This is a genomic window from Mesorhizobium sp. M0139 (genome assembly GCF_040322455.1).
GTDB lineage: Bacteria > Pseudomonadota > Alphaproteobacteria > Rhizobiales > Rhizobiaceae > Mesorhizobium.
Genome location: NZ_JAMYTN010000001.1, coordinates 298,220 through 317,974, shown reverse-complemented (window position 1 = coordinate 317,974; position 19,755 = coordinate 298,220). Strand labels below are relative to the sequence as shown.

Below are 19,755 nucleotides of genomic sequence, written 5' to 3'. Positions count from 1 at the left end.
TGAGGTAATGGTCGAACTAACGCTTCCCAAGAACTCCAAGGTGCAGCCGGGCAAGACCTGGCCGAAGCCGGAGGGCGCCACCAACCTCAGGGAATACCGCATCTACCGCTGGTCGCCCGACGATGACGAGAACCCGCGCATCGACACCTATTTCGTCGACATGGACGATTGTGGGCCGATGGTGCTCGATGCGCTGCTCTGGATCAAGAACAAGATCGACCCGACGCTGGCGTTGCGCCGCTCCTGCCGCGAAGGCATTTGCGGCTCCTGCGCCATGAACATCGATGGCTCCAACACGCTGGCCTGCACCAAGGGCTGCGACGACATTTCCGGCGCCGTCAAGGTCTACCCGCTGCCGCATATGCAGGTGGTCAAGGATCTGGTGCCCGACCTCACCAATTTCTACGCCCAGCACGCCTCGATCCAGCCATGGCTGAAGACAGTGTCGCCAGAGCCGGCCAAGGAATGGCTGCAGAGCCATGAGGATCGCGAAAAGCTCGACGGGCTCTACGAGTGCATCCTGTGCGCCTGCTGCTCGACCTCGTGCCCGAGCTATTGGTGGAACGGCGACCGTTATCTCGGCCCGGCGACGTTGCTGCAGGCCTATCGCTGGCTGATCGACAGCCGCGACGAAGCCACGGGCGAACGGCTCGACGATCTCGAAGACCCGTTCCGGCTCTACCGCTGCCACACCATCATGAACTGCGCGCAGACCTGCCCGAAGGGGCTCAACCCGGCCAAGGCGATTGCCGAGATCAAGAAGATGATGGTGGAGCGGCGGGTTTAGTTGAGGCGAGTTCGCTCGCGGCAATCTCGAACGCGGCGATCCTTCGCGCGCCCCTCTGTCCTGCCGGACATCTCCCCCACGGGTGGGGAGACTGGCCGTCATCGCGGCTTTCGCCAATCTCCAAGGTTGAAGGATGGCGCGCTGTCGGCGAAGCTGCCGATCTCCCCCCGCGTGGGGAGATATCCGGTAGGACAGAGAGGTGGGCGCTGTCTCGCCGGCGCTAGAAAGGATACTCAACCCAATGAGCGAAGAGCTTCCAATCCTTAATCCGGTCGAAGTCCGTGTGCTCGGCTGCCTGATCGAGAAGAAGGAGCTGACGCCGGATGTCTATCCGCTGACGCTGAATGCAGCACTTGCAGCCGCCAACCAGAAGACGGCGCGCGAGCCTGTGATGGCGCTCGAGCCGACAGAGGTGCATCGGACGCTGAAGCTGCTCGAGCAGAAGGGGCTGGTGCGTCAGATGTTCGGCTCGCGCGTCGAGCGCTATGGGCATCAGATGGCGCAGCGCTTCTCGCTGACGACGCCGCAGACTGCGGTGATCGGCCTGCTTTTGCTGCGCGGGCCGCAGACGGCGCATGAGTTGCTGGCGCGAGCTGAGCGCATGGCGCGGTTCTCGTCGATCGAAGACCTGCGCGCTGAACTCGACATGCTGATCGGCCGCCGACCGCCGCTCGTCCAGGAAATACCGCGCGGGCCGGGGCAGCGCGAGGACCGTTTTGTGCATCTGCTCGCCGGCCCCGTGGACGTTGCTGCCCTCTCTGCACAACGGAGTTCGCCGGTCCTACCGGCCTCTGACCTGGAAGCAAGGATTGCATCGATGGAGCAGGAAGTCGCAGCGCTTCGCGCCCGGCTTGATGCGCTGGGGGCTTAACTATCACCGGAGCGTTGGCGCGACGGATCGCTGGCCTCTGAAAATGCAAACGCCGGCGTTAAGCCGGCGTTTCTCACTTCGAATCCCTTCGTTTCACCCCAGCTTCGCGTCGAGCGATACTTTGATGGCGCCGAGTGCCTTCGAAACCGGGCACTCCGCCTTGGCCTTCTCGGCCAGTTCCTTGAACTTCGCCGCATCGATTCCTGGCACCTTGCCGACCAGGGTGATGGCGCTGCCGGTGATGCCGGTGCCGGGGACCAGCGTCACCACCGCCTTGGCGTCGAGCTCGGTGGCGGGCGTGCCGTTCTCGGCCAGGAAATGCGACAGCTGCATGGCGTAGCATCCGGCGTGTGCCGCCGCGATCAACTCTTCGGGATTGGTGCCGGATTTGCCGCTCTCGTCCTCGAAGCGAGCCTTGAACGAATAGGGCGTGCCTTTCAAAGTGCCGCTCTGGCTGTCGAGCGTGCCCGTGCCCTCCTTCAGATTGCCTTTCCAGACGGCGTTTGCGGTACGGTCCATAGAATTCTCCTTGATTACAGCGACAGCGCCGGCCACGCGGCGTTCCCTCCAACTATAGCGCGGCGGCAGGGGAAGACCACCGCGCTGTTTCGGCCGGATGCGACGCCGGCGTGCCCTGCAAATTTTTCTGAAAAAATGTGCGTGCAAAAATGTCGACTTGCATCGGCGCCGGCCGTCCTGCGAGCGTCCACGGATTCTCGTGGCGGATGGAGATCCAAGATGAACAATCTGTTTTCTGCCCATTGGAACGACGCCGACAAAAGCGCGCGTCTACGCGAGATCGAGTGCTCGCGATCTTCCGGCTTCGGCCGGCTGCTTGCTGCGGTCGCCGTGATCGGCATTGCGGTCTGCGTGCTCGACCACGCTGCTGCCGGCAAGGATGCCGCCGGCACCGTGATCGCCTATGGGTCGTCACAGCAAGGGAGCTGGAAATGAAATATGTCTGTCTGGTCTACGGCGAGGAAAAGGACCTCCATGCCATGACGCCGGAGCGTCTGGCCAAGCTCGACGCCGATTCGATGGCCTATGACCGGTCATTGGACCAGCAAGGCAAGCTGATCATCGCGCAGGCGCTGCAATCGGTGAAGACGTCGAAGACGGTGCGGCGGCGCCAAGGCAAGCGGCTGATCACTGACGGTCCGTTTGCCGAAACCAAGGAGCAGTTGCTTGGTTTCGTCATGATCGAAGCCGACACTCTCGACAAGGCGCTGGAGATCGCCGGCAAAATTCCGCTGGCTGAAATCGGCACCGTCGAAGTCAGGGCGATCTACGACGTGCCGGGGTCATAGGCGGCGGCGACGTCATGCAGGCCGGCGGATCATATCCGCCGCCTTCTCGGCGATCATCACCACTGGCGAGGCGGTGTTGCCGGAGACGATGCGCGGCATGATCGACGCGTCGATGATCCGCAGCCCCTCGATACCGGTCACGCGCAGGTCCGGGCTGACGACGGCGCGGTCATCGATGCCCATCCGGCAGGTGCCGACCGGGTGGAAGATGGTCGTGGCGATCGAGCCGATCTGGTGCAGCAGGTCCTCGTCCGACTGGTGGGCGAGACCAGGCAGGATTTCTTCCGGATGGAAGCCGGCAAGAGCCTTGGCGGTCATGATGCTGCGCGCCTGGCGCACCGAACGCAGCGCGATCTCGCGGTCGCGCGCCGTAGAGAGGTAGTTCAGCCGGATCTCCGGCTGCACGGCCAGCTCGCGCGTCGTAGCGTGCACCGAGCCGACGCTCTCGGGCCGCAGATTGCAGACCGACATGGTGATTGCCGGGAACGGGTGCAGCGGGTCGCCCAGCCGGTCGGTAGACAAGGGCTGGACGTGGTACTCCAGGTCCGGCGTCGCCATCGACGGATCGGATTTCGAGAACATGCCGAACTGGCTCGGCGCCATCGACATCGGTCCCGAGCGGCCAAAGGCATATTGCAGCGCGATCTTCGCCTTGCCGCTCAGGCTGTTGGCTAGCGTGTTGAGCGTCAGCGCCGACGACACTTTGTAGACAGTGCGGATCTGCAGATGGTCCTGAAGGTTCTCGCCGACATCGGGGCTGGCGTGAACCACATCGATGCCGAGCGCGGCGAGGCGATCCGGCTCGCCGACCCCGGAAAGCTCCAGCAGTTTCGGCGTGTTGATCGAGCCGGCGGTCAGCAGCACCTCGCTCCTGGCCTTTGCCTCGATGGTTTGGCCGCCGACGCGATAACAAACGCCGATAGCACGCTTGCCCTCGAACAACACCGTCTCGACATGCGCGTTGACGACCAGCCTGAGGTTCGGCCGCCGCAGCGCCGGGCGCAAGAATGCCTTGGCTGTGTTCCAGCGCACGCCCTTGCTCTGGTTGACTTCGAAGAAGCCGGACCCCTCATTGTCGCCGTCGTTAAAATCCTCGCGCGGCATGATGCCGAATTCCTTGGCCGCCTCCTGCACGGTGTTCAGGATCGGCCACGACAGGCGTTGCCGCGCCACTTTCCATTCGCCGCGGGAGCCATGCAGCTCGGTCTTGCCGCCATGATGGTCCTCGGATTTGAGGAAGTAGGGCAGCACATCGTCCCAGCCCCAGCCGACATTGCCCATCTGCCGCCAGCCATCGTAGTCCGCCGCCTGTCCCCGCATGTAGATCATGCCGTTGACCGAGGTGCAGCCGCCCAGCACCTTGCCGCGGGGATAGACCAGCGAGCGGCCGTTCAGGCCGGCTTCGGGGGCAGTCTTCATCATCCAGTCGGTGCGCGGATTGCCGATGCAATAGAGATAGCCGACCGGGATATGCACCCAGTGATAATTGTCGCTGCCGCCGGCCTCAAGCAGCAGCACGCGCGTCGCCGGGTTTTCGCTCAGCCGATTGGCCAGCACGCAGCCCGCCGTGCCTGCGCCGACGATGATGTAGTCGTAGTCGCCATCGAGCCGTTGGGTCATTGCGGTGGTTTACTCGGCGGTGTTCTACTCGGTTCTGCCGCCTGTTCGGCCCAGAACGATCGCAGCGTATCGGCAAGGCCGCAATAGGCGCGATGACGCCTGTTGTAATGGTCCTGCATGGCCGGGTTCGGACGATAGGCGGCGCTTGACCGGGTCATGGCGTCGACGCCGGCCTCATAGTCGGCGAACAGGCCGGCCGCGACCCCGGCGCCGATTGCCGCGCCAAGCGCGCCGGTCTCGCGCGCCTCAGGCACGGTGATCGGCACCCCAAGCCCGTCGGCGAAGATTTGCGGCCAGTGCTCGCTGCGCGAGCCGCCGCCGGACAGGACCGCCTTGTCGAAGCTGACACCGGCGTCCTTCAGGACATTGATGTGGCGCCTATGCTCGAACATCACGCCCTCGAACAGCGCGCGCAGCATATGGCCTTCCCTATGCCAGCGGCAAGGCCGTAGAAGCCGGCGCGGTATTCCGCCCCTTGCCCCGACCCGTAGAGAAACGGGTGGAACATCGGATCGTCCCAGGCCGGCCTCACCGCGCCGACAGCCGCATTGCAGTGGCCGAACGGATCGTCATGATGGGCACCGCGCTCGATGCGAAGTCGGCGTTATCGCCAAGCGGTTGCATCATTAGTGCCCGTGACGAGCGACCTGAACCCGGGACGTCCGATCTCGGCGTCTGGATGATTAGGGGGCCAGCTCTGTTTTCTCATCAGATACAATTCTTGCGTGTTGAAGCAACGCCGGAGTTCTCCTATCGTCGCCGCAATTTTCGGGGGAATTCGACATGCCTTTCCTGATTGCTATTCTCGGCGTGCTGGGAGCCGGGGCGTTCTGGTGGTATCGCATGAAGGCCATGAACGAAGCCGCGCGCGAGGTCGCCGACGTCGTCGGCCGCGTTCAGGGCAACATAAGGCGCAAGAAGCTGCGCAAGCAGGCGGCGCTGTCGCCGCTGACGGCGATCGACGATCCGGTGGTGGCGGCGGCAACGCTGATCACCGCACTGGCAGCGGAGCACGGCCCGATCATGCCGAAGCGCGAAACGGTCATCCGCGAGGTGATCTCGCAGATTGCGGACAACCAGAAGAAGACCGATGAAGCCGTCGTCTACGCCAAATGGGCCGCGGCGCAGATCGACGACACGACGATCGTCATCGACAAGCTGGCGCCCTTCCTGCGCGAGCGCCTCGATCCGCATGAGCGCGAAGACCTGCTGCAGATGCTGGATCGTGTTGCCAAGAGCGGCGAGCAGAGTTTCAAGGTCGCCGACCAACGCATGCTGCGACTGCGGCAGAAGCTGGGGTTTGAGGTCAACTGAGAAACAGCCCGGGCGCATGTCATTCTGGATAGCGAGCGTGGTAGGATCGGCTGCCGCTTACCTTATCGGCTCTACGCCTGCCGGCTATCTGGCGGGGAAACTGCTTAAGGGCATCGATATCCGGGAGCACGGCTCCAAGTCCACCGGTGCGACAAATGTATTGCGCACACTCGGGAAATGGCCAGCATTGGTGGTGCTTCTGGTGGACGTGCTGAAAGGGGCGGCAGCGGTCATCTTTGCCCGTTGGTTTTGTTTCTGGTCTTCCGCAACGCCGCCGTCGGCAATATCTGATATGCCCGTTTGGGCTCCTTGGGTTGTATGCCTGGCCGGACTCGCTGTTTTGCTTGGGCATAGCCGTTCGATCTGGCTGAATTTCACCGGCGGCAAATCGGCTGCGACGGGGTTGGGTGTTTTGTTGGCGATGTCCTGGCCTGTGGGTCTAGGCGCGGCGACGGCATTTGCCGTAGTGTTGGCAGTTTCCCGAATTGTGTCCCTGAGTTCGATGCTGGCGGCGCTCACCGCGATCGCCCTCGTCGGCGGCATGGAACAACCATTGCCCTACCGGTTGCTGGTCATCGCCGGCGGCATCTACGTGATCGTGCGTCACCGCGCCAACATTGCGCGGCTGATGTCAGGAGCCGAGCCGCGTCTATGACAAAGCGGCACTCATTCCCGGCCTAAATCGCCTCACCCTTGAGCAGCCGTGGTCTGCCGTTGGACAACCCCGACGCCTGGCGGATGAAGAACTCCTTCAGCCTGGGCATCCGTTCGACAAGGCCGAGGCCTATGTCGCGGACCTGGCGCAGCGGGCCGATGTCGTTGGAAAACAGCCGGTTCAGCACATCTGTGGTGACGCCCATCTGCACCGTGTCGAAGCGGCGCCATTGCTGGTAGCGCTCGAGCACGTCGAGCGCGCCGATATCCTGTCCCAAGCGATCGGCCTCGACCACCACTTCAGCAAGGGCCGCCACATCCTTGAAGCCGAGATTGAGGCCCTGGCCGGCGATCGGGTGGATGCCGTGCGCGGCATCGCCGGCAAGCGCTACGCGCGGGGCGACAAAGGCGCGCGCGATGGTCAGGCCGAGCGGCCAGGCGCGCGGCTTGTCGGTGACGCGGATTTCGCCGAGCTTCAGGCCGAAGCGCAATTCAAGCTCCTGCTCGAAGACGAGGTCGTCGCCCGAGACCAGCTTTTCGGCATCCTCGGAACGTTCGACCCAGACCAGCGACGAGCGGTTGGTGCCGTCGTCGGTGGGCTTGAGCGGCAGCGTCGCAAACGGGCCGGCCGGCAGAAAATGCTCTTCGGCGCGGCCATTGTGCGGGCGCTCATGCGCCACCGTGCAGACGATGCCGGACTGGCCATATTCCCATTTCACCGTCTTGATGCCGGCCATGTCGCGCAATTTGGAATTGACGCCGTCGGCGGCGACCAGCAGCCGCGCCTCAATCGCCGCGCCATCGGCCAGATGCACGGTGATGCCGGCGCCATTGCCGTCGAACGATGCGACCGCGACACCTTCGATGATGTCGATGCCGAGCTTTTGCGCGCGGCGGCGCAAGGCGCTGTTCAGGTCCTTGTTGGCGACCATGTGGGCGAACGGTTCGCCCGGCGCGACCTCGCCATCGAAGGTGAGAAACACCGGACGCACCGGATCGGCGGTGCGCGAATCGGTGACGATCATCTCGGTGATCGCCTGCGATTGCCCGACGATTTCCTGCCAGACGCCGAGCTGGTCGAGCATGCGGCAGGCGGCGGCGGCGATCGCCGAGGCGCGGCGGTCCTTTTGCCAGACGCCGGCGGGGGCAGCATCAACGACCGCCACGGCGAGGCCCGGCCGCGCCTGTTTCAGCGACACGGCGGCGGCGAGGCCGACATAGCCGGCGCCAGCGACCAGCACGTCGAGCGGGGTTTTTGCGTCCGGGTTGCGGTTCGCCATGTCAATTCCTTTCGAAGTCTCGACCATCCCCGCCCACTGGGGCATTCCGGCCTTGACTGCCCGCCATTCCTGTCGGAAACCGCCATAGCATCTTACGGCGAGGTCACGAAGCATGACGGCGGCCATGGACGAGCTTCTCAGCATTCTCGACCTCGAGCAGCTGGAACACAATCTGTACCGTGGTCGCAGCCCCAAGCTCGACTGGCAGCGCGTTTTCGGCGGCCAGACCATCGCCCAGGCGCTGGTCGCCGCGCAGCGCACCGTCGAGCCCGAGCGCCACGTGCATTCGCTGCACGGCTATTTCATGCGGCCCGGCGACACCAAGGTGCCGATCGTCTACGAGGTCGACCGCATCCGCGATGGCGGCTCCTTCGCCACGCGGCGCGTGGTGGCGATCCAGCACGGCCAGGCGATCTTTTCGCTGGAAGCCTCGTTCCAGCAGGACGAGGTTGGCCTTGAGCATCAGCTGCCGATGCCGCGCGACGTGCCGCCGCCCGACAGCCTGTTGTCGCAGCGCGAATTGCTGGGCAAGTTCGGCGAGGCGGTGCCGGACGGCATCAAGCGCTACTGGGAGCGTGACCGGCCGATCGAGATGAAGCCGGTGATGCTGAAGCATTACACCAGCCGCGAAAAGCTGGAGCCGCAGCAGAACATCTGGATCCGCACCACCGGCCCGGTGCCGGCCGACCGCGGCATCCAGGCGGCGGTGCTTGCCTACCTCTCCGACATGACGCTGCTCGACACCTCGACCTTTGCGCACGGCCGCGCCATTTTCGACCGCGACATCCAGGCGGCGAGCCTCGACCATGCGATGTGGTTCCATCGCAGCCATCCGCTCGATGACTGGATCCTGTACACGCAGGACAGCCCGTCGACGCAGGGGTCGCGCGGCTTCACCCGCGGCTCGCTGTTTGCCCGCGACGGCACGCTGATCGCCTCGGTTGCCCAGGAAGGCCTGATCCGGCTGAAGCGGCCGCCTGCGGAATAGGCATTTTCGAAAAATTGCCTACTTTTTAATCAGTGACTGTCCGTTGACAGTGCGCACCGTGGCGCCGGGACTCGAGCGATCTGTTTATTTACAATGAGTTAACACCCTGCTTCGGCAACTGGCACGGAGCTTGAATCCTGTTGGGCACTCTCCGGGCTTTTTGGGATCGGTGAAGGTGTGCAAACGCGGGGGACCGCAACAGCAAAGGGTGAAACCTTATGAAAATCGTGATGGCAATCATCAAGCCGTTCAAGCTCGACGAGGTGCGCGAAGCGCTCACCGCCGTCGGCATCCAGGGCCTGACCGTCACCGAAGTCAAAGGCTACGGGCGTCAGAAGGGACACACGGAAATCTATCGCGGGGCGGAATACGCGGTCAGTTTCCTGCCGAAGATCAAGATCGAAGTCGCGGTTAGCACAGACCTGGTCGACAAGGCCGTCGAAGCCATCACGGCGGCGGCCAAGACCGGCCAGATCGGCGACGGCAAGATCTTCGTCTTCGGCATCGATCAGGCGGTGCGCATCCGTACCGGCGAAACAGACACCGACGCACTTTGAGCGGCGAACACGTATTCCAATGGAGAGTTCAATGAATATACCTTCCACCTTGAAGTCAGTGGCGCGCTCCGCGCTGCTGGGCTCCTTAGCGCTCGGAGCATTGGGCACGGTTGCTGCCTTCGCGCAGGAGGCGGCTCCCGCCGTCGCGGCGGCAGCGCCAGCAGCGCCGGCTTTTACCGTCGACAAGGGCGACACCACGTGGATGATGATTTCCACCGTGCTGGTGCTGTTGATGACCATTCCCGGCCTTGCGCTTTTCTACGGCGGCCTGGTTCGTACCAAGAACATGCTGTCGGTGCTGATGCAGGTCTTCACCATCACCAGCGTGGTCATGATCATCTGGGTCTTCTACGGCTACAGCCTCGCCTTCACCCCGGGCAACGCCTTCGTCGGCGGCCTTTCGAAGATGTTTCTCTCCGGCGTCAACGTATCGACGCTTTCGGAAACCTTCAGCAAGGGCGTCGCCATTCCTGAACTGGTGTTCGTCGTCTTCCAGATGACCTTCGCCTGCATCACGCCCGCCCTGATCGTCGGCGCATTCGCCGAACGCGTCAAATTCTCCGCCTTGATCCTTTTTGTTATCCTATGGGTGACGTTAATCTACTTCCCGATCGCGCACATGGTCTGGTTCTGGGGCGGCCCGAGCGCCTATGCCGACCCGTCCGGCCTGATCTTCAGCTTCGGCGCCATCGACTTCGCCGGCGGCACGGTCGTTCACATCAATGCGGGCATTGCCGGTCTCGTCGGCGCGCTGATGATCGGCAAGCGCATCGGCTACAAGAAGGACATCATGGCGCCGCACTCGATGACGCTGACCATGGTCGGCGCTTCATTGCTGTGGGTCGGCTGGTTCGGCTTCAACGCCGGTTCGAACCTCGAAGCGAACGCCTATGCGGTGCTGGCGATGATCAACACCTTCGTCGCCACGGCGGCGGCGGCAGTGGCCTGGATCGTGCTTGAATCGCTGCTGCGCGGCAAAGCCTCCATGCTCGGCGCTGTTTCGGGCGCGGTCACCGGCCTCGTCGCGATTACGCCGGCTGCAGGTTTTGCCGGCCCGATGGGCGCTATCGTGCTTGGCATCGTTGCCACCTTCGTCTGCTACTTCTTCGTCTCGGTGGTGAAGAACACGTTCGACTATGATGACAGCCTCGATGTCTTCGGCGTCCACTGCGTCGGTGGCATCATCGGTGCGCTAGGCACTGGCATTCTGGTCAATCCCGCCCTCGGCGGCGCCGGCATCGTCGACTATTCGACGGCCGACTTCGCCGCCGGCTATGCCGGCACGGCCACGCAGCTGCTGGCGCAGGGCAAAGGCGTCCTGGTAACCCTGCTGTGGTCGGGCATCGGCAGCGCAATCCTCTACAAGGTCGTCGACTTGATCATCGGTCTGCGTCCGACAGCCGACGCCGAGCGCGAAGGCCTCGACCTGACTTCGCATGGCGAAGCGGCCTACCACTCGTAAGCCTTGCGGGGCGGCCTCGGCCGCCCCGCATTCTCCCATCCCGTCGTGACGCTCCCGAAAGGAGTTCACGCTTTGAGGCCCGGGTCATTCCGGGCCTCTCTTTTTGGCAACCGTGCTGGCAGGCCTCGGTCCCTGCGCAATCACGTTCTAGTGATGGCCGCCGGCGGGGAGACGTCGACCGGATTGGTTCCGAACTGTTGAGACTGCCTACAGTGGAGTGAGCAAGATCGTGGCTCTGGGTGCCGTATAGTTAATGCGGCCTTAACCTTCCCCCCGATAGTCTGACATCCGAATCTGCCGGAGTGCGTCATGCGCCCGGCCAGTCCATGACAGACGGGGAACGAAGCATGCGTTCAGGGGCTTCAGCACCGCTCGCGCTGACCGATACGGGGTACGGCATCCAGGCATTCGCGCGGCGCCAGGTCGGGCGGCTGGTCGGCGCCGGCCTGTTTGCGCTGGTCGCCTTTGGCGTCGCGGCGCTGGCGACCTGGAACGTCGCCGATCCCAGCTTCTCGCACGCCACCGACAACATCGTCACCAACGCCATGGGCTATGCGGGCGCGGTATTCTCCGACCTCGCCATGCAGTTCTTCGGCCTTGCCGCGGTCGCCGCCCTGGTGCCGGCGGTGATCTGGGGCTTTCTCCTGTTTTCGGCGCGAGGCGTCGACAGGCTGCCGAAGCGCGGCCTTGCCTGGTTCGGCTTCGCGCTGCTCGCGGCGGCGATGGCCGGCTGCGTGGTGCCGCCCAAGACGTGGCCGTTGCCGACCGGCCTCGGTGGCGTGTTCGGCGACATGGTGCTCAATATTCCGGGCCTGGTCATTGGCGGCTACCCGACCGGCATCGTTGCCAGCATCATTGCCATGGTGCTCATTGCGCCGGCGCTGTGGCTGTTTGTCTATGGCTCGGCGCTGATTGCGCGCAAGAACGGCTTTGCCGTCATGGAGCGCACCGCGGAGCCCGATCCCCGAGAGGACGACCTGCTCTTCGACGAAGACGAGGACGAGGGCGACGAGGGGATACTGGCGCTCGGCGCCGTTACCCACTGGTGGCTGTCTTTCCGCGCCTGGATGCATCGCCGGGCTGTGCGCCGCCAGCAGGAGCGCGACGAGTTCGAGCCGGAGATGGAGCAGCGCTCCACCGCATGGCGCCGCGCCGCCGAACGGGTCGAATCGGCGGAATTCGCCGAAGCGCGGATGAGCCCGGATGGCCGCGCCCGCGTCGAGCCGGAGTTCTTCGCCGCCATGGTCAATGACCGCAGCGTTTCCGTCGATCCGGACGATGACGACGTCCTCGATGCCGGTTTCGACAATGGCGACGAGGAGGTCGAACTCGACGACGAGCCGGTCCAGCGCCGTGCCGCGACGAACGCCAAGGTGCAGAACTTCCGGTCAGATGCAGCGACCCGCGTCGCCGCACCTGCGCCGCGTCCCGCTCCGGGCGCGCGCGTCCAGCGCGAGGCGCAGACCTCGCTGATCGGCTCGGAAACATTCGAAATGCCGTCGCTGCATTTCCTGTCGGAGCCGAAGAACGTGGTGCGCGACGCCAGCCTGTCCAAGGACGCGCTGGAGCAGAATGCGCGCCTGCTCGAAGGCGTTCTGGAGGATTTCGGCGTCAAGGGCGAGATTATCGCGGTACGGCCCGGCCCGGTGGTCACGCTCTATGAGTTGGAGCCGGCGCCCGGCATCAAATCGTCGCGCGTCATCGGCCTGTCCGACGACATCGCCCGCTCGATGAGCGCGATTGCCTGCCGCGTCGCCGTGGTGCCCGGCCGCAACGCCATCGGCATCGAATTGCCGAATGCCAAGCGCGAGACCGTCTATCTCCGGGAGATCCTGGCCAGCCGCGATTTCGAGACGACCAAGTCCAAGCTGGCGCTGGCGCTGGGCAAGACCATCAATGGCGAGGCGGTGATCGTCGACATCGCCAAGATGCCGCATGTGCTGGTCGCAGGCACCACCGGCTCCGGCAAGTCCGTCGCCATCAACACCATGATCCTGTCGCTGCTCTACAAGCTGACGCCGCAGGACTGCCGGCTGATCATGATCGACCCGAAGATGCTCGAACTTTCCGTCTATGACGGCATCCCGCACCTTCTGACGCCGGTGGTCACCGACCCGAAGAAGGCGGTGGTGGCGTTGAAATGGACCGTGCGCGAGATGGAGGACCGCTACCGCAAGATGTCCAAGGTCGGCGTGCGCAACATCGACGGCTTCAACGCGCGCGTGCAGTTGGCTGAAAAGAAGGGCGAAAAAATCTCGCGCACCGTGCAGACCGGCTTCGACCGCCAGACCGGCGAGGCGATCTACGAGACCGAGAACCTCGATCTCGAGCCGATGCCCTACATCGTCGTCATCATCGACGAAATGGCCGATTTGATGATGGTCGCCGGCAAGGACATCGAAGGCGCGGTGCAGCGCCTGGCGCAAATGGCGCGCGCGGCCGGCATCCATGTCATCATGGCGACGCAGCGCCCGTCGGTCGACGTCATCACCGGCACCATCAAGGCCAATTTCCCGACCCGTATCTCCTTCCAGGTGACGTCGAAGATCGACAGCCGCACCATTCTGGGCGAGCAGGGCGCCGAGCAGCTGCTCGGCATGGGCGACATGCTGTACATGGCCGGCGGCGGCCGCATCCAGCGCGTGCACGGCCCGTTCGTCGCCGACGACGAGGTCGAGAAGATCGTCGCCCATCTGAAGCTGCAGGGCGTGCCCGAATATCTCGACGCCATCACCGAGGATGACGGCGAGGACGATGACGAGCCGTCGGGCAAGGGCGGCGCTGGTGGTGGCGGCAACAGCAATTTCGAGGATTCCGACGATCCCTACGACCAGGCGGTCTCGGTCGTGCTGCGCGACGGCAAGGCGTCGACCAGCTATATCCAGCGCCGGCTCGGCATCGGCTACAACCGCGCCGCCTCGATCATCGAGAAGATGGAGAAGGAAGGCATTGTCGGCCCGGCCAACCATGCCGGCAAACGCGAAATCCTGGTGCCGACCGAGGACGACAAGTTCTGATCAGCCGATACGGCCCGGCGGCAACCTTGAACCTTTTGGCGCGTTACAGCGACTGAGCGCTGTCCGGCCCGCCAAACTTAAGTCTAACTGGGGGTCCACGGACTGCAATGAGACACACACCACACGAGAGTGACCGGCATGAAAAACGATCTTTCCGCGATCAGCGATTTCGCTCCAAACCGTCGCCAGTTGCTCGGCCTTGGCCTGATGCTTGCCGGCGCCGCGGCCATCAACGTCGTGCCGGGGTTCCAGCTCCTGGCCTCGGCGCAGGCGGCGGTGCCGCCGACGGCGCAAAAGATCGCCGACCATTTCTCCTCGGTCAAATCGATGAGCGGCGAGTTCGTCCAGTTCGGCCCCAACAACCAGCAGACCGGCGGCAAGTTCTTCCTTGAGCGGCCAGGCAAGATTCGCTTCAACTATGACGGCAAGTCGAATTTCCGGGTGATTTCCGACGGCAAGTCGGTGGTCATCCTCAACAAGCGGCTGAAAACGTCCGATCTCTATCCGTTGTCGAAGACGCCGCTGAAGCTGTTGCTCGACACCAAGATCGACCTCTCGGGCGGCCGCGTCAAATCGATCAAGGAAGAGAGCGACCTCACCACCATCCAGCTTGCCGACAAGTCGGTGTTCGGCAATTCGAAGATCACCATGATGTTCGATCCGAAATCCTATGATCTGCGCCAGTGGACCATCACCGACGCGCAGGGCAAGGACACCACGGTGATGATCTACAACACCAAGGAAGGCGTCAGCTTCCCTGCGGATACGTTCGCCATCGACTATGCGGCGAACCGCGAGCTGAACACCAAGACGCGCTAGATTCAGGTGAGGCCGGCCTGAAAATGGCGATCTCCTGCGCTTCCGGCGCTCACGGGGTTTAAGTACGCTCCGCTCCGGTTCTCGGAGACCACCATTTTCGACTCGGCCTGACCTGAATCAGGGCCGCCGCCCGCAAAGGCTGGCTTGTGTTTGTGGCGCTCGGCTGTCAGTAGATCGGCGACCTTGTTCGGACCGCCGCATGCCCTTCTCCATCGCCACCTGGAACATCAACTCCGTGCGCCTGCGCATGCCGATCGTCGAGCGGCTGCTGACGGAGCAGGCGCCCGATGTGCTTTGCCTGCAGGAGACGAAGGTTCCCGACGAGCTGTTTCCGGAAAAGGCGTTCCGCAAGGCCGGCTACGAGCACATCGCCTTCCATGGCCAGAAGGGCTATCACGGCGTGGCGACGGTGGCGCGGCGGCCGATCGAGATTGTCGAGAAGCGGCGCTTCTGCGAGATCGACGACAGCCGGCATCTGTCGGTCAAGGTGCAGGCCGGCGGAAAGGCAATCCTGGTCCACAATTTCTACGTGCCGGCCGGCGGCGACGAGCCCGATCCCGAGATCAACCGCAAGTTCCGCCACAAGCTCGATTTCGTTGCCGAGATGAACGCCATCCGCGCCGCGCATGACCAGGTGTCAGCCTCGATCCTGGTCGGCGACCTCAACATCGCGCCGCAGGAGCACGATGTCTGGTCGCACAAGCAATTGCTCAACGTGGTCAGCCACACGCCGGTCGAGACGCAAAATTTCGACACGATGCGGATCGCCGGCGACTGGGTCGACCTGATGCGGCTCAACGTGCCGCCAGAGCAGAAGCTCTACACCTGGTGGAGCTATCGCGCGCGGGACTGGGAAGCCTCGAACCGAGGCCGCCGGCTCGACCATGTCTGGTCGTCACCGAACCTAGTACCGAGCTTTGCCGGCTATGAGATCCTGCGAGAGGCGCGTGGCTGGGAGCGGCCCTCGGACCATGTGCCGGTGATTGCGCGGTTCGACCTGGATTAGGCGTGCCGATATTCAGGTGAGGCCGGCCTGCAAATGGCCGATACCTGCGCTTCCGGTGCGTACTTTGAGTACGCTCCGCTCCGGTTCTCGGTATCAGCCATTTTCGACTCGGCCTGACCTGAATCTCGACACACCCAAGCGTGAGCGCGGTCGCGGGGACCTACCCGCCAAACCTTGGCGCCAGCTTCTCGATGCGGGCGATCATGGCCTGAAAATCATCGAGGATTCGCTGGTGCAGTTTCACCGCCACCTCGGGATATTCCTCCAGGATGCGGCGAAACATCTTGCGGCTCAACCTTATCACTTCCGAATCGGTCTCGGCCGAGGCGCTGGTCAGCCGTCTTGAGTCGGCGATCAGCGCCAGTTCGCTGAGGATCGTGCCGGGGCCGGCGGTGCCGATCGGGATGCGGTCGCCGTCATGCTCGCGGTAGAGCACGATGCGGCCACTGACCACGATATAGGCTGAGTCGGCTTCGTCATCCTCGCGGTACAGCTTGCGGTCGGCCTGCAGATGGGTGGCTTCGGCGCCGAAGGCGAGCAGGCGCAGCTGTTCCTGCGTGAAACCCTCAAAGAGCTTCACGGCGGACAGGATGCGGATGTCGTCATCCAGCGCCATCTCTAGCTGCGTCCCCGAACGGTCAGTCCAATCCCTCCCTTAGAGCGCCGCGTGTCCAATTGAACGCGCAAAGGACGCTCTAACACTTCAATCTGCGCAGCGGGCCGATCCAGGCTCCCCCAGCCGGATCCTCCCCGAAACAGTCCCGCCCCGACCGCCTATTGAACAATGAAAAGTTTAAGGAACCAGCTTGTAGCCGCCGCTTTCTGTCACAAGAATTTCAGCATTGGAAGGATCGCGCTCGATCTTCTGGCGCAGCCGGTAGACGTGAGTTTCCAGCGTGTGCGTGGTGACGCCGGAATTGTAGCCCCACACTTCCTCAAGCAGGACGTCGCGCGTCACCACCTTCTGGTCGGCTCGATAGAGATATTTGATGATCGAGGCTTCCTTCTCGGTCAGCCGCACCTTGCCGCCGCGCTGGTCGATCAGAAGCTTCTGGCTGGGCTTGAACGTGTAGGGCCCGACCGAAAAGGTGGCGTCCTCGCTCTGCTCGTGCTGACGCAGTTGTGCGCGTATGCGGGCGAGCAGCACGGCGAAGCGGAACGGCTTGGTGACATAGTCGTTGGCGCCGGCCTCGAGGCCCAGAATTGTGTCGGAATCGGTATCGTGGCCGGTCAGCATGATGATCGGCGCCTTGTAGCCCCCCTTGCGCAGGATCTTCACCGCCTCGCGGCCATCCATGTCCGGCAGCCCGACATCCATGATGAGCAGGTCGATGAGCCCGCCGCGCGCCGCGGCGACGCCTTTGGCGGCGGTCGCTTCCTGCAAGACGTCGAATTCTTCGTAAAGGGCCAGTTGCTCGACGAGGGTTCCGCGCAGGTCGTCATCGTCGTCAACGATCAGAATGGTACGTGATGTCATGGATCAATCCATTGTTTTGAAAAGAATTTTCAGTTGACCGCCCCCCATTTATGCGGAAGCTGACCGGCGCAACAGTCCGATCACAGTGATTTGTTCCGTGACACGATCATACAAGAAAAAACGCGATCGCAATGCAGCCGGCGAAATTTTGCCGAAAGGGCTGCGTGTGCTGGTGGTTCGGGCGAGGCCGGGCAACCCCAGCCAGGGGATATTGCAGGCCGGCAGCAAGGTGTTTGCCTGCGCGCTCGGACGCGGCGGCATCTCAGCCAACAAGCGCGAAGGCGACGGTGCGACGCCGCTTGGCGAGATGCGGATTTTGTCAGGATATTTTCGGGGCGATCATTTCGCGGCCGGCCGCAAAACCCGGCTGGCGATGGCGCCGATCGGCGCCGATCTCGGCTGGTGCGAGGTGCCGGACGACCGCAACTACAACCGGCCGGTGAAAATCCCCTATGGCGCCAGCCATGAGCGAATGCGGCGCGACGACCGCCTCTATGACGCCTGCCTGGTGCTCGACTGGAACATGGCGCCGCGCCGGCGCGGCCGTGGCAGCGCCATCTTCTTCCATCTGGCGCGCCCAGGCTTCACACCGACGCAAGGCTGCGTGGCGGTGACGGCGCGGTCAATGGCGCGGCTGTTGCCGCTGGTGTCGGACCGGACGGTGGTGAGGGTGGTGAGGTAGGGAGTAGGGAGTAGGGAGTAGGGAGTAGGGAGTAGGGAGTAGGGAGTAGGGAGTAGGGAGTAGGGAGTAGGGAGTAGGATGGTCTCAGCGTCGTTTCAATCCTTCACTACTCACTACTCACTACTCCCTACTCACCATTGCCTAACGCCTTCTCGGCTTCTGCCACCCAGTGTCCAGCAATCCAAGCCGGCCGAGTTCCCGGTCCACGGCCCGCGTCACGTCCTTGCGCTGCGCGCCGACGTCGCGCAACTGGCGATCCGACAGATCCTCCACGTCCTGGCGCGTCAGGTTGATGGCGACTTTCGCTTGGCGAAGCCAGTCCGTTACGGCATGCAACCAGTTCGAGCGAGCTGCTGGCGAGTTCAAAACGAAGATGGACATGATGCGCTCCGTGTTCCGCCGGATATCAAATCCGGCTTGATGGTGTTTCGATGGATGCATCATGCCGCATTGAAATCCATGCGAGAAACGAGTAGTTCTTTTCGGATCGTCAAGTTTTATTTGAGGATACGGTGATGTCCCGTCTGTTGCCCGGAACGCGCGCGCTGAGGACTCTGGAAGCCGCCGCCCGCCACCTCAATTTCACCCGCGCTGCCGACGAGCTCGGGCTGACGCCGGCGGCGGTCAGCCACCAGATCAAGGAAATCGAGGATCAGCTCGGGCTGGTGCTGTTCACGCGAACCAGTCGTACCATCCGGCTGACCGAGGCAGGTACGGTGCTGTTCGAGGCCTCGATCGATGCGCTCGACCTGCTCAACCGGGCGGTGTCGCGGGCGCGCAAGCTGACGCGCGGCACGGCATTGCTGAAGGTAACGCTCGACGCGCAGTTCGCGTCAAAATGGCTGATGCGGCGCGTCGACGATTTTCGCAAACTTCAGCCCAGTATCGAACTGAGGTTCGACATCGGCTACGAAGTGCGCGATTTCGAACTCGACGACGTCGATGTCGGCATCCGGTTCGGGGTCGGCAAGTATCCGGGGCTTCGCGCCCATCGCCTGTTCGACAACATCCTCATTCCGGTGTGCAGCCCGAGCCTGCTGACCTCCGGCCCGCCGCTGCGCGAACCGCGCGACCTCTTCAACCACACGCTTGCCCATATCGAATGGTCGCGCCAAGGCGTGACATGGCCGAACTGGCGCATGTGGATGGCCGCGGCCGGCATCAACGATTTCGACGACAGCCGGACTATCGTGTTTGGAACCTCCACCGATGCCGTGCAGGCGGCGCTCGACGGCAATGCCGTGGCGCTCGCCGAGTTCGCCATGGTGGCAAACGACCTTTCCCAGGGAAGGCTGGTGCAGCCCTTTGAACTCGGTCTGCGCGTGGGGCCGGAGTTCGGCTACTTCCTGGTCTATCCCGAGAGCACTGCCAACGATCCGCGCATCATCGCTTTCCGCGAATGGATCCTCGACGAAGTCGCCAGGACGCAGACCTGACGACTTCTGCAGGCCTCAGCCGGCGACGACCGGAGCCCCGAACCAGCCGATCACCGCGCCGATGATCAACAGCACGCCGAGCCAGTGGCCGCCGTCGATCAGGGTCAGGTCCCAGCCGAAATTCTCATAGCGATGGTTGGCCGTCAGCGTCGTGGCGACGAAACCCAGCCAGAGGACGAAGCCGAAGATCAGCCCTGCGACAAGGACCGGCTCGCCGCCGGTCATCGCGCCGACGACCAAGGCTAAGACCAGCGCCATGATCAGCTCGGCGATGAAGGAGATGATGAAGGGCAATATCGATTTCTTTGATGTTGACGGATCGATCCTGGCCGCCCTCATCCAAGGCTTGCTGAGGGCCGTGTACCAGACGGCGCCAAACAGCCACGCCGCGACGGCCGCGACAACCACCGCCAGCCAGTTCACCACTGAAAAATCCATAAAGTCCTCCCCTCAAGCATGCCGCCCAAAGCCTGACGGT

The 19,755-nt window shown here is 63.4% G+C and carries 21 protein-coding genes and 1 pseudogene; 14 read left to right on the top strand and 8 right to left on the bottom strand.

The features are described 5' to 3' along the window. Positions 1–7: 7 nt before the first annotated feature. Together NKJ58_RS01525 and NKJ58_RS01520 are read left to right on the top strand one after the other, a co-directional pair. Positions 8–787 (top strand): succinate dehydrogenase iron-sulfur subunit, encoded by a 780-nt coding sequence (locus tag NKJ58_RS01525; RefSeq protein WP_023670510.1) that lies wholly within the window; start codon positions 8–10, stop codon positions 785–787. Between the two features lie 241 nt (positions 788–1,028). Then, positions 1,029–1,658: a YceH family protein gene (locus tag NKJ58_RS01520; RefSeq protein ID WP_352520157.1), complete on the top strand. Its 630-nt coding sequence runs from the start codon at positions 1,029–1,031 to the stop codon at positions 1,656–1,658. Positions 1,659–1,751: 93 nt separating this feature from the next. On the opposite strand, the gene NKJ58_RS01515 is transcribed toward NKJ58_RS01520, so the two are convergent. Further along, positions 1,752–2,177 (bottom strand): OsmC family protein, encoded by a 426-nt coding sequence (locus NKJ58_RS01515; RefSeq protein ID WP_352520156.1) that lies wholly within the window; start codon positions 2,175–2,177, stop codon positions 1,752–1,754. Between the two features lie 219 nt (positions 2,178–2,396). Here NKJ58_RS01515 and NKJ58_RS01510 point away from each other — a divergent pair, with 219 nt between their 5' ends. Together NKJ58_RS01510 and NKJ58_RS01505 are read left to right on the top strand one after the other, a co-directional pair. Further along, a complete protein-coding gene (locus NKJ58_RS01510; RefSeq protein ID WP_023726056.1) occupies positions 2,397–2,612 on the top strand; it encodes a hypothetical protein in 216 nt (71 codons plus the stop codon). After that, positions 2,609–2,965 (top strand): YciI family protein, encoded by a 357-nt coding sequence (locus tag NKJ58_RS01505; RefSeq protein WP_023698373.1) that lies wholly within the window; start codon positions 2,609–2,611, stop codon positions 2,963–2,965. The genes NKJ58_RS01510 and NKJ58_RS01505 overlap by 4 nt, the downstream gene beginning before the upstream one ends. 12 nt (positions 2,966–2,977) lie before the next feature. Here the strand turns inward: NKJ58_RS01505 and NKJ58_RS01500 are convergent, their stop codons facing one another. Further along, positions 2,978–4,585, bottom strand: a complete 1,608-nt coding sequence (locus tag NKJ58_RS01500; RefSeq protein WP_023742127.1) for a GMC family oxidoreductase — start codon at positions 4,583–4,585, stop codon at positions 2,978–2,980. Next, positions 4,582–5,171, bottom strand: a pseudogene (locus NKJ58_RS01495) (FGGY-family carbohydrate kinase); the annotation flags it as partial. The gene NKJ58_RS01500 and the pseudogene NKJ58_RS01495, both read right to left, overlap by 4 nt. Before the next feature lie 197 nt (positions 5,172–5,368). Between NKJ58_RS01495 and NKJ58_RS01490 the strand changes: the two are divergent. Next, entirely contained in the window at positions 5,369–5,899 is a 531-nt protein-coding gene (locus NKJ58_RS01490; RefSeq protein ID WP_023747369.1) for a hypothetical protein, read from the top strand. Between the two features lie 16 nt (positions 5,900–5,915). Further along, positions 5,916–6,554: a glycerol-3-phosphate 1-O-acyltransferase PlsY gene (gene plsY, locus NKJ58_RS01485; RefSeq protein WP_023670502.1), complete on the top strand. Its 639-nt coding sequence runs from the start codon at positions 5,916–5,918 to the stop codon at positions 6,552–6,554. 22 nt (positions 6,555–6,576) lie between these two features. Here the strand turns inward: plsY and NKJ58_RS01480 are convergent, their stop codons facing one another. Continuing rightward, on the bottom strand, positions 6,577–7,833 hold the full coding sequence (locus NKJ58_RS01480) for a ubiquinone biosynthesis hydroxylase (protein ID WP_352520155.1): 1,257 nt from the start codon (positions 7,831–7,833) through the stop codon (positions 6,577–6,579). A 112-nt stretch (positions 7,834–7,945) separates the two neighbouring features. On the opposite strand from NKJ58_RS01480, the gene tesB reads away from it, so the two are divergent. From tesB to xth, 6 genes are all read left to right on the top strand, one after another. Then, on the top strand, positions 7,946–8,821 hold the full coding sequence (gene tesB, locus NKJ58_RS01475) for an acyl-CoA thioesterase II (RefSeq protein ID WP_023683895.1): 876 nt from the start codon (positions 7,946–7,948) through the stop codon (positions 8,819–8,821). A gap of 218 nt (positions 8,822–9,039) precedes the next feature. Beyond that, the gene (locus NKJ58_RS01470) at positions 9,040–9,378 is read left to right on the top strand and encodes a P-II family nitrogen regulator (protein WP_023670499.1); all 339 of its coding nucleotides are present in this window, start codon (positions 9,040–9,042) and stop codon (positions 9,376–9,378) included. A gap of 31 nt (positions 9,379–9,409) precedes the next feature. Continuing rightward, complete coding sequence (locus NKJ58_RS01465; protein WP_023670498.1) at positions 9,410–10,840, top strand: ammonium transporter; 1,431 nt, start codon at positions 9,410–9,412, stop codon at positions 10,838–10,840. A gap of 347 nt (positions 10,841–11,187) precedes the next feature. Then, positions 11,188–13,857 carry a DNA translocase FtsK gene (locus tag NKJ58_RS01460; RefSeq protein WP_352852729.1) on the top strand — a complete coding sequence of 890 codons (2,670 nt, stop codon included), beginning with the start codon at positions 11,188–11,190 and terminating at the stop codon, positions 13,855–13,857. A 138-nt stretch (positions 13,858–13,995) separates the two neighbouring features. Further along, positions 13,996–14,676: an outer-membrane lipoprotein carrier protein LolA gene (locus NKJ58_RS01455; protein ID WP_352852728.1), complete on the top strand. Its 681-nt coding sequence runs from the start codon at positions 13,996–13,998 to the stop codon at positions 14,674–14,676. A gap of 199 nt (positions 14,677–14,875) precedes the next feature. Continuing rightward, the gene (gene xth / locus NKJ58_RS01450; RefSeq protein WP_352852727.1) at positions 14,876–15,682 is read left to right on the top strand and encodes an exodeoxyribonuclease III; all 807 of its coding nucleotides are present in this window, start codon (positions 14,876–14,878) and stop codon (positions 15,680–15,682) included. A gap of 160 nt (positions 15,683–15,842) precedes the next feature. Here the strand turns inward: xth and NKJ58_RS01445 are convergent, their stop codons facing one another. Both NKJ58_RS01445 and NKJ58_RS01440 read right to left on the bottom strand, forming a co-directional pair. Then, positions 15,843–16,298, bottom strand: coding sequence for a cyclic nucleotide-binding domain-containing protein (locus NKJ58_RS01445; protein ID WP_023670494.1), 456 nt, complete (start codon positions 16,296–16,298; stop codon positions 15,843–15,845). 177 nt (positions 16,299–16,475) lie between these two features. Continuing rightward, positions 16,476–17,159 carry a response regulator transcription factor gene (locus NKJ58_RS01440; RefSeq protein WP_023670493.1) on the bottom strand — a complete coding sequence of 228 codons (684 nt, stop codon included), beginning with the start codon at positions 17,157–17,159 and terminating at the stop codon, positions 16,476–16,478. A 145-nt stretch (positions 17,160–17,304) separates the two neighbouring features. On the opposite strand from NKJ58_RS01440, the gene NKJ58_RS01435 reads away from it, so the two are divergent. Continuing rightward, complete coding sequence (locus tag NKJ58_RS01435) at positions 17,305–17,841, top strand: L,D-transpeptidase family protein (RefSeq protein WP_352852757.1); 537 nt, start codon at positions 17,305–17,307, stop codon at positions 17,839–17,841. A 141-nt stretch (positions 17,842–17,982) separates the two neighbouring features. Here the strand turns inward: NKJ58_RS01435 and NKJ58_RS01430 are convergent, their stop codons facing one another. Further along, complete coding sequence (locus tag NKJ58_RS01430; RefSeq protein WP_352852726.1) at positions 17,983–18,222, bottom strand: hypothetical protein; 240 nt, start codon at positions 18,220–18,222, stop codon at positions 17,983–17,985. Positions 18,223–18,356: 134 nt separating this feature from the next. Here NKJ58_RS01430 and gcvA point away from each other — a divergent pair, with 134 nt between their 5' ends. Beyond that, a complete protein-coding gene (gcvA, locus tag NKJ58_RS01425; RefSeq protein WP_023683901.1) occupies positions 18,357–19,277 on the top strand; it encodes a transcriptional regulator GcvA in 921 nt (306 codons plus the stop codon). 15 nt (positions 19,278–19,292) lie between these two features. Here gcvA and NKJ58_RS01420 read toward each other — a convergent pair whose 3' ends face one another. Beyond that, entirely contained in the window at positions 19,293–19,715 is a 423-nt protein-coding gene (locus tag NKJ58_RS01420; protein WP_352852725.1) for a DUF1761 domain-containing protein, read from the bottom strand. Between the last annotated feature and the right edge of the window lie 40 nt (positions 19,716–19,755).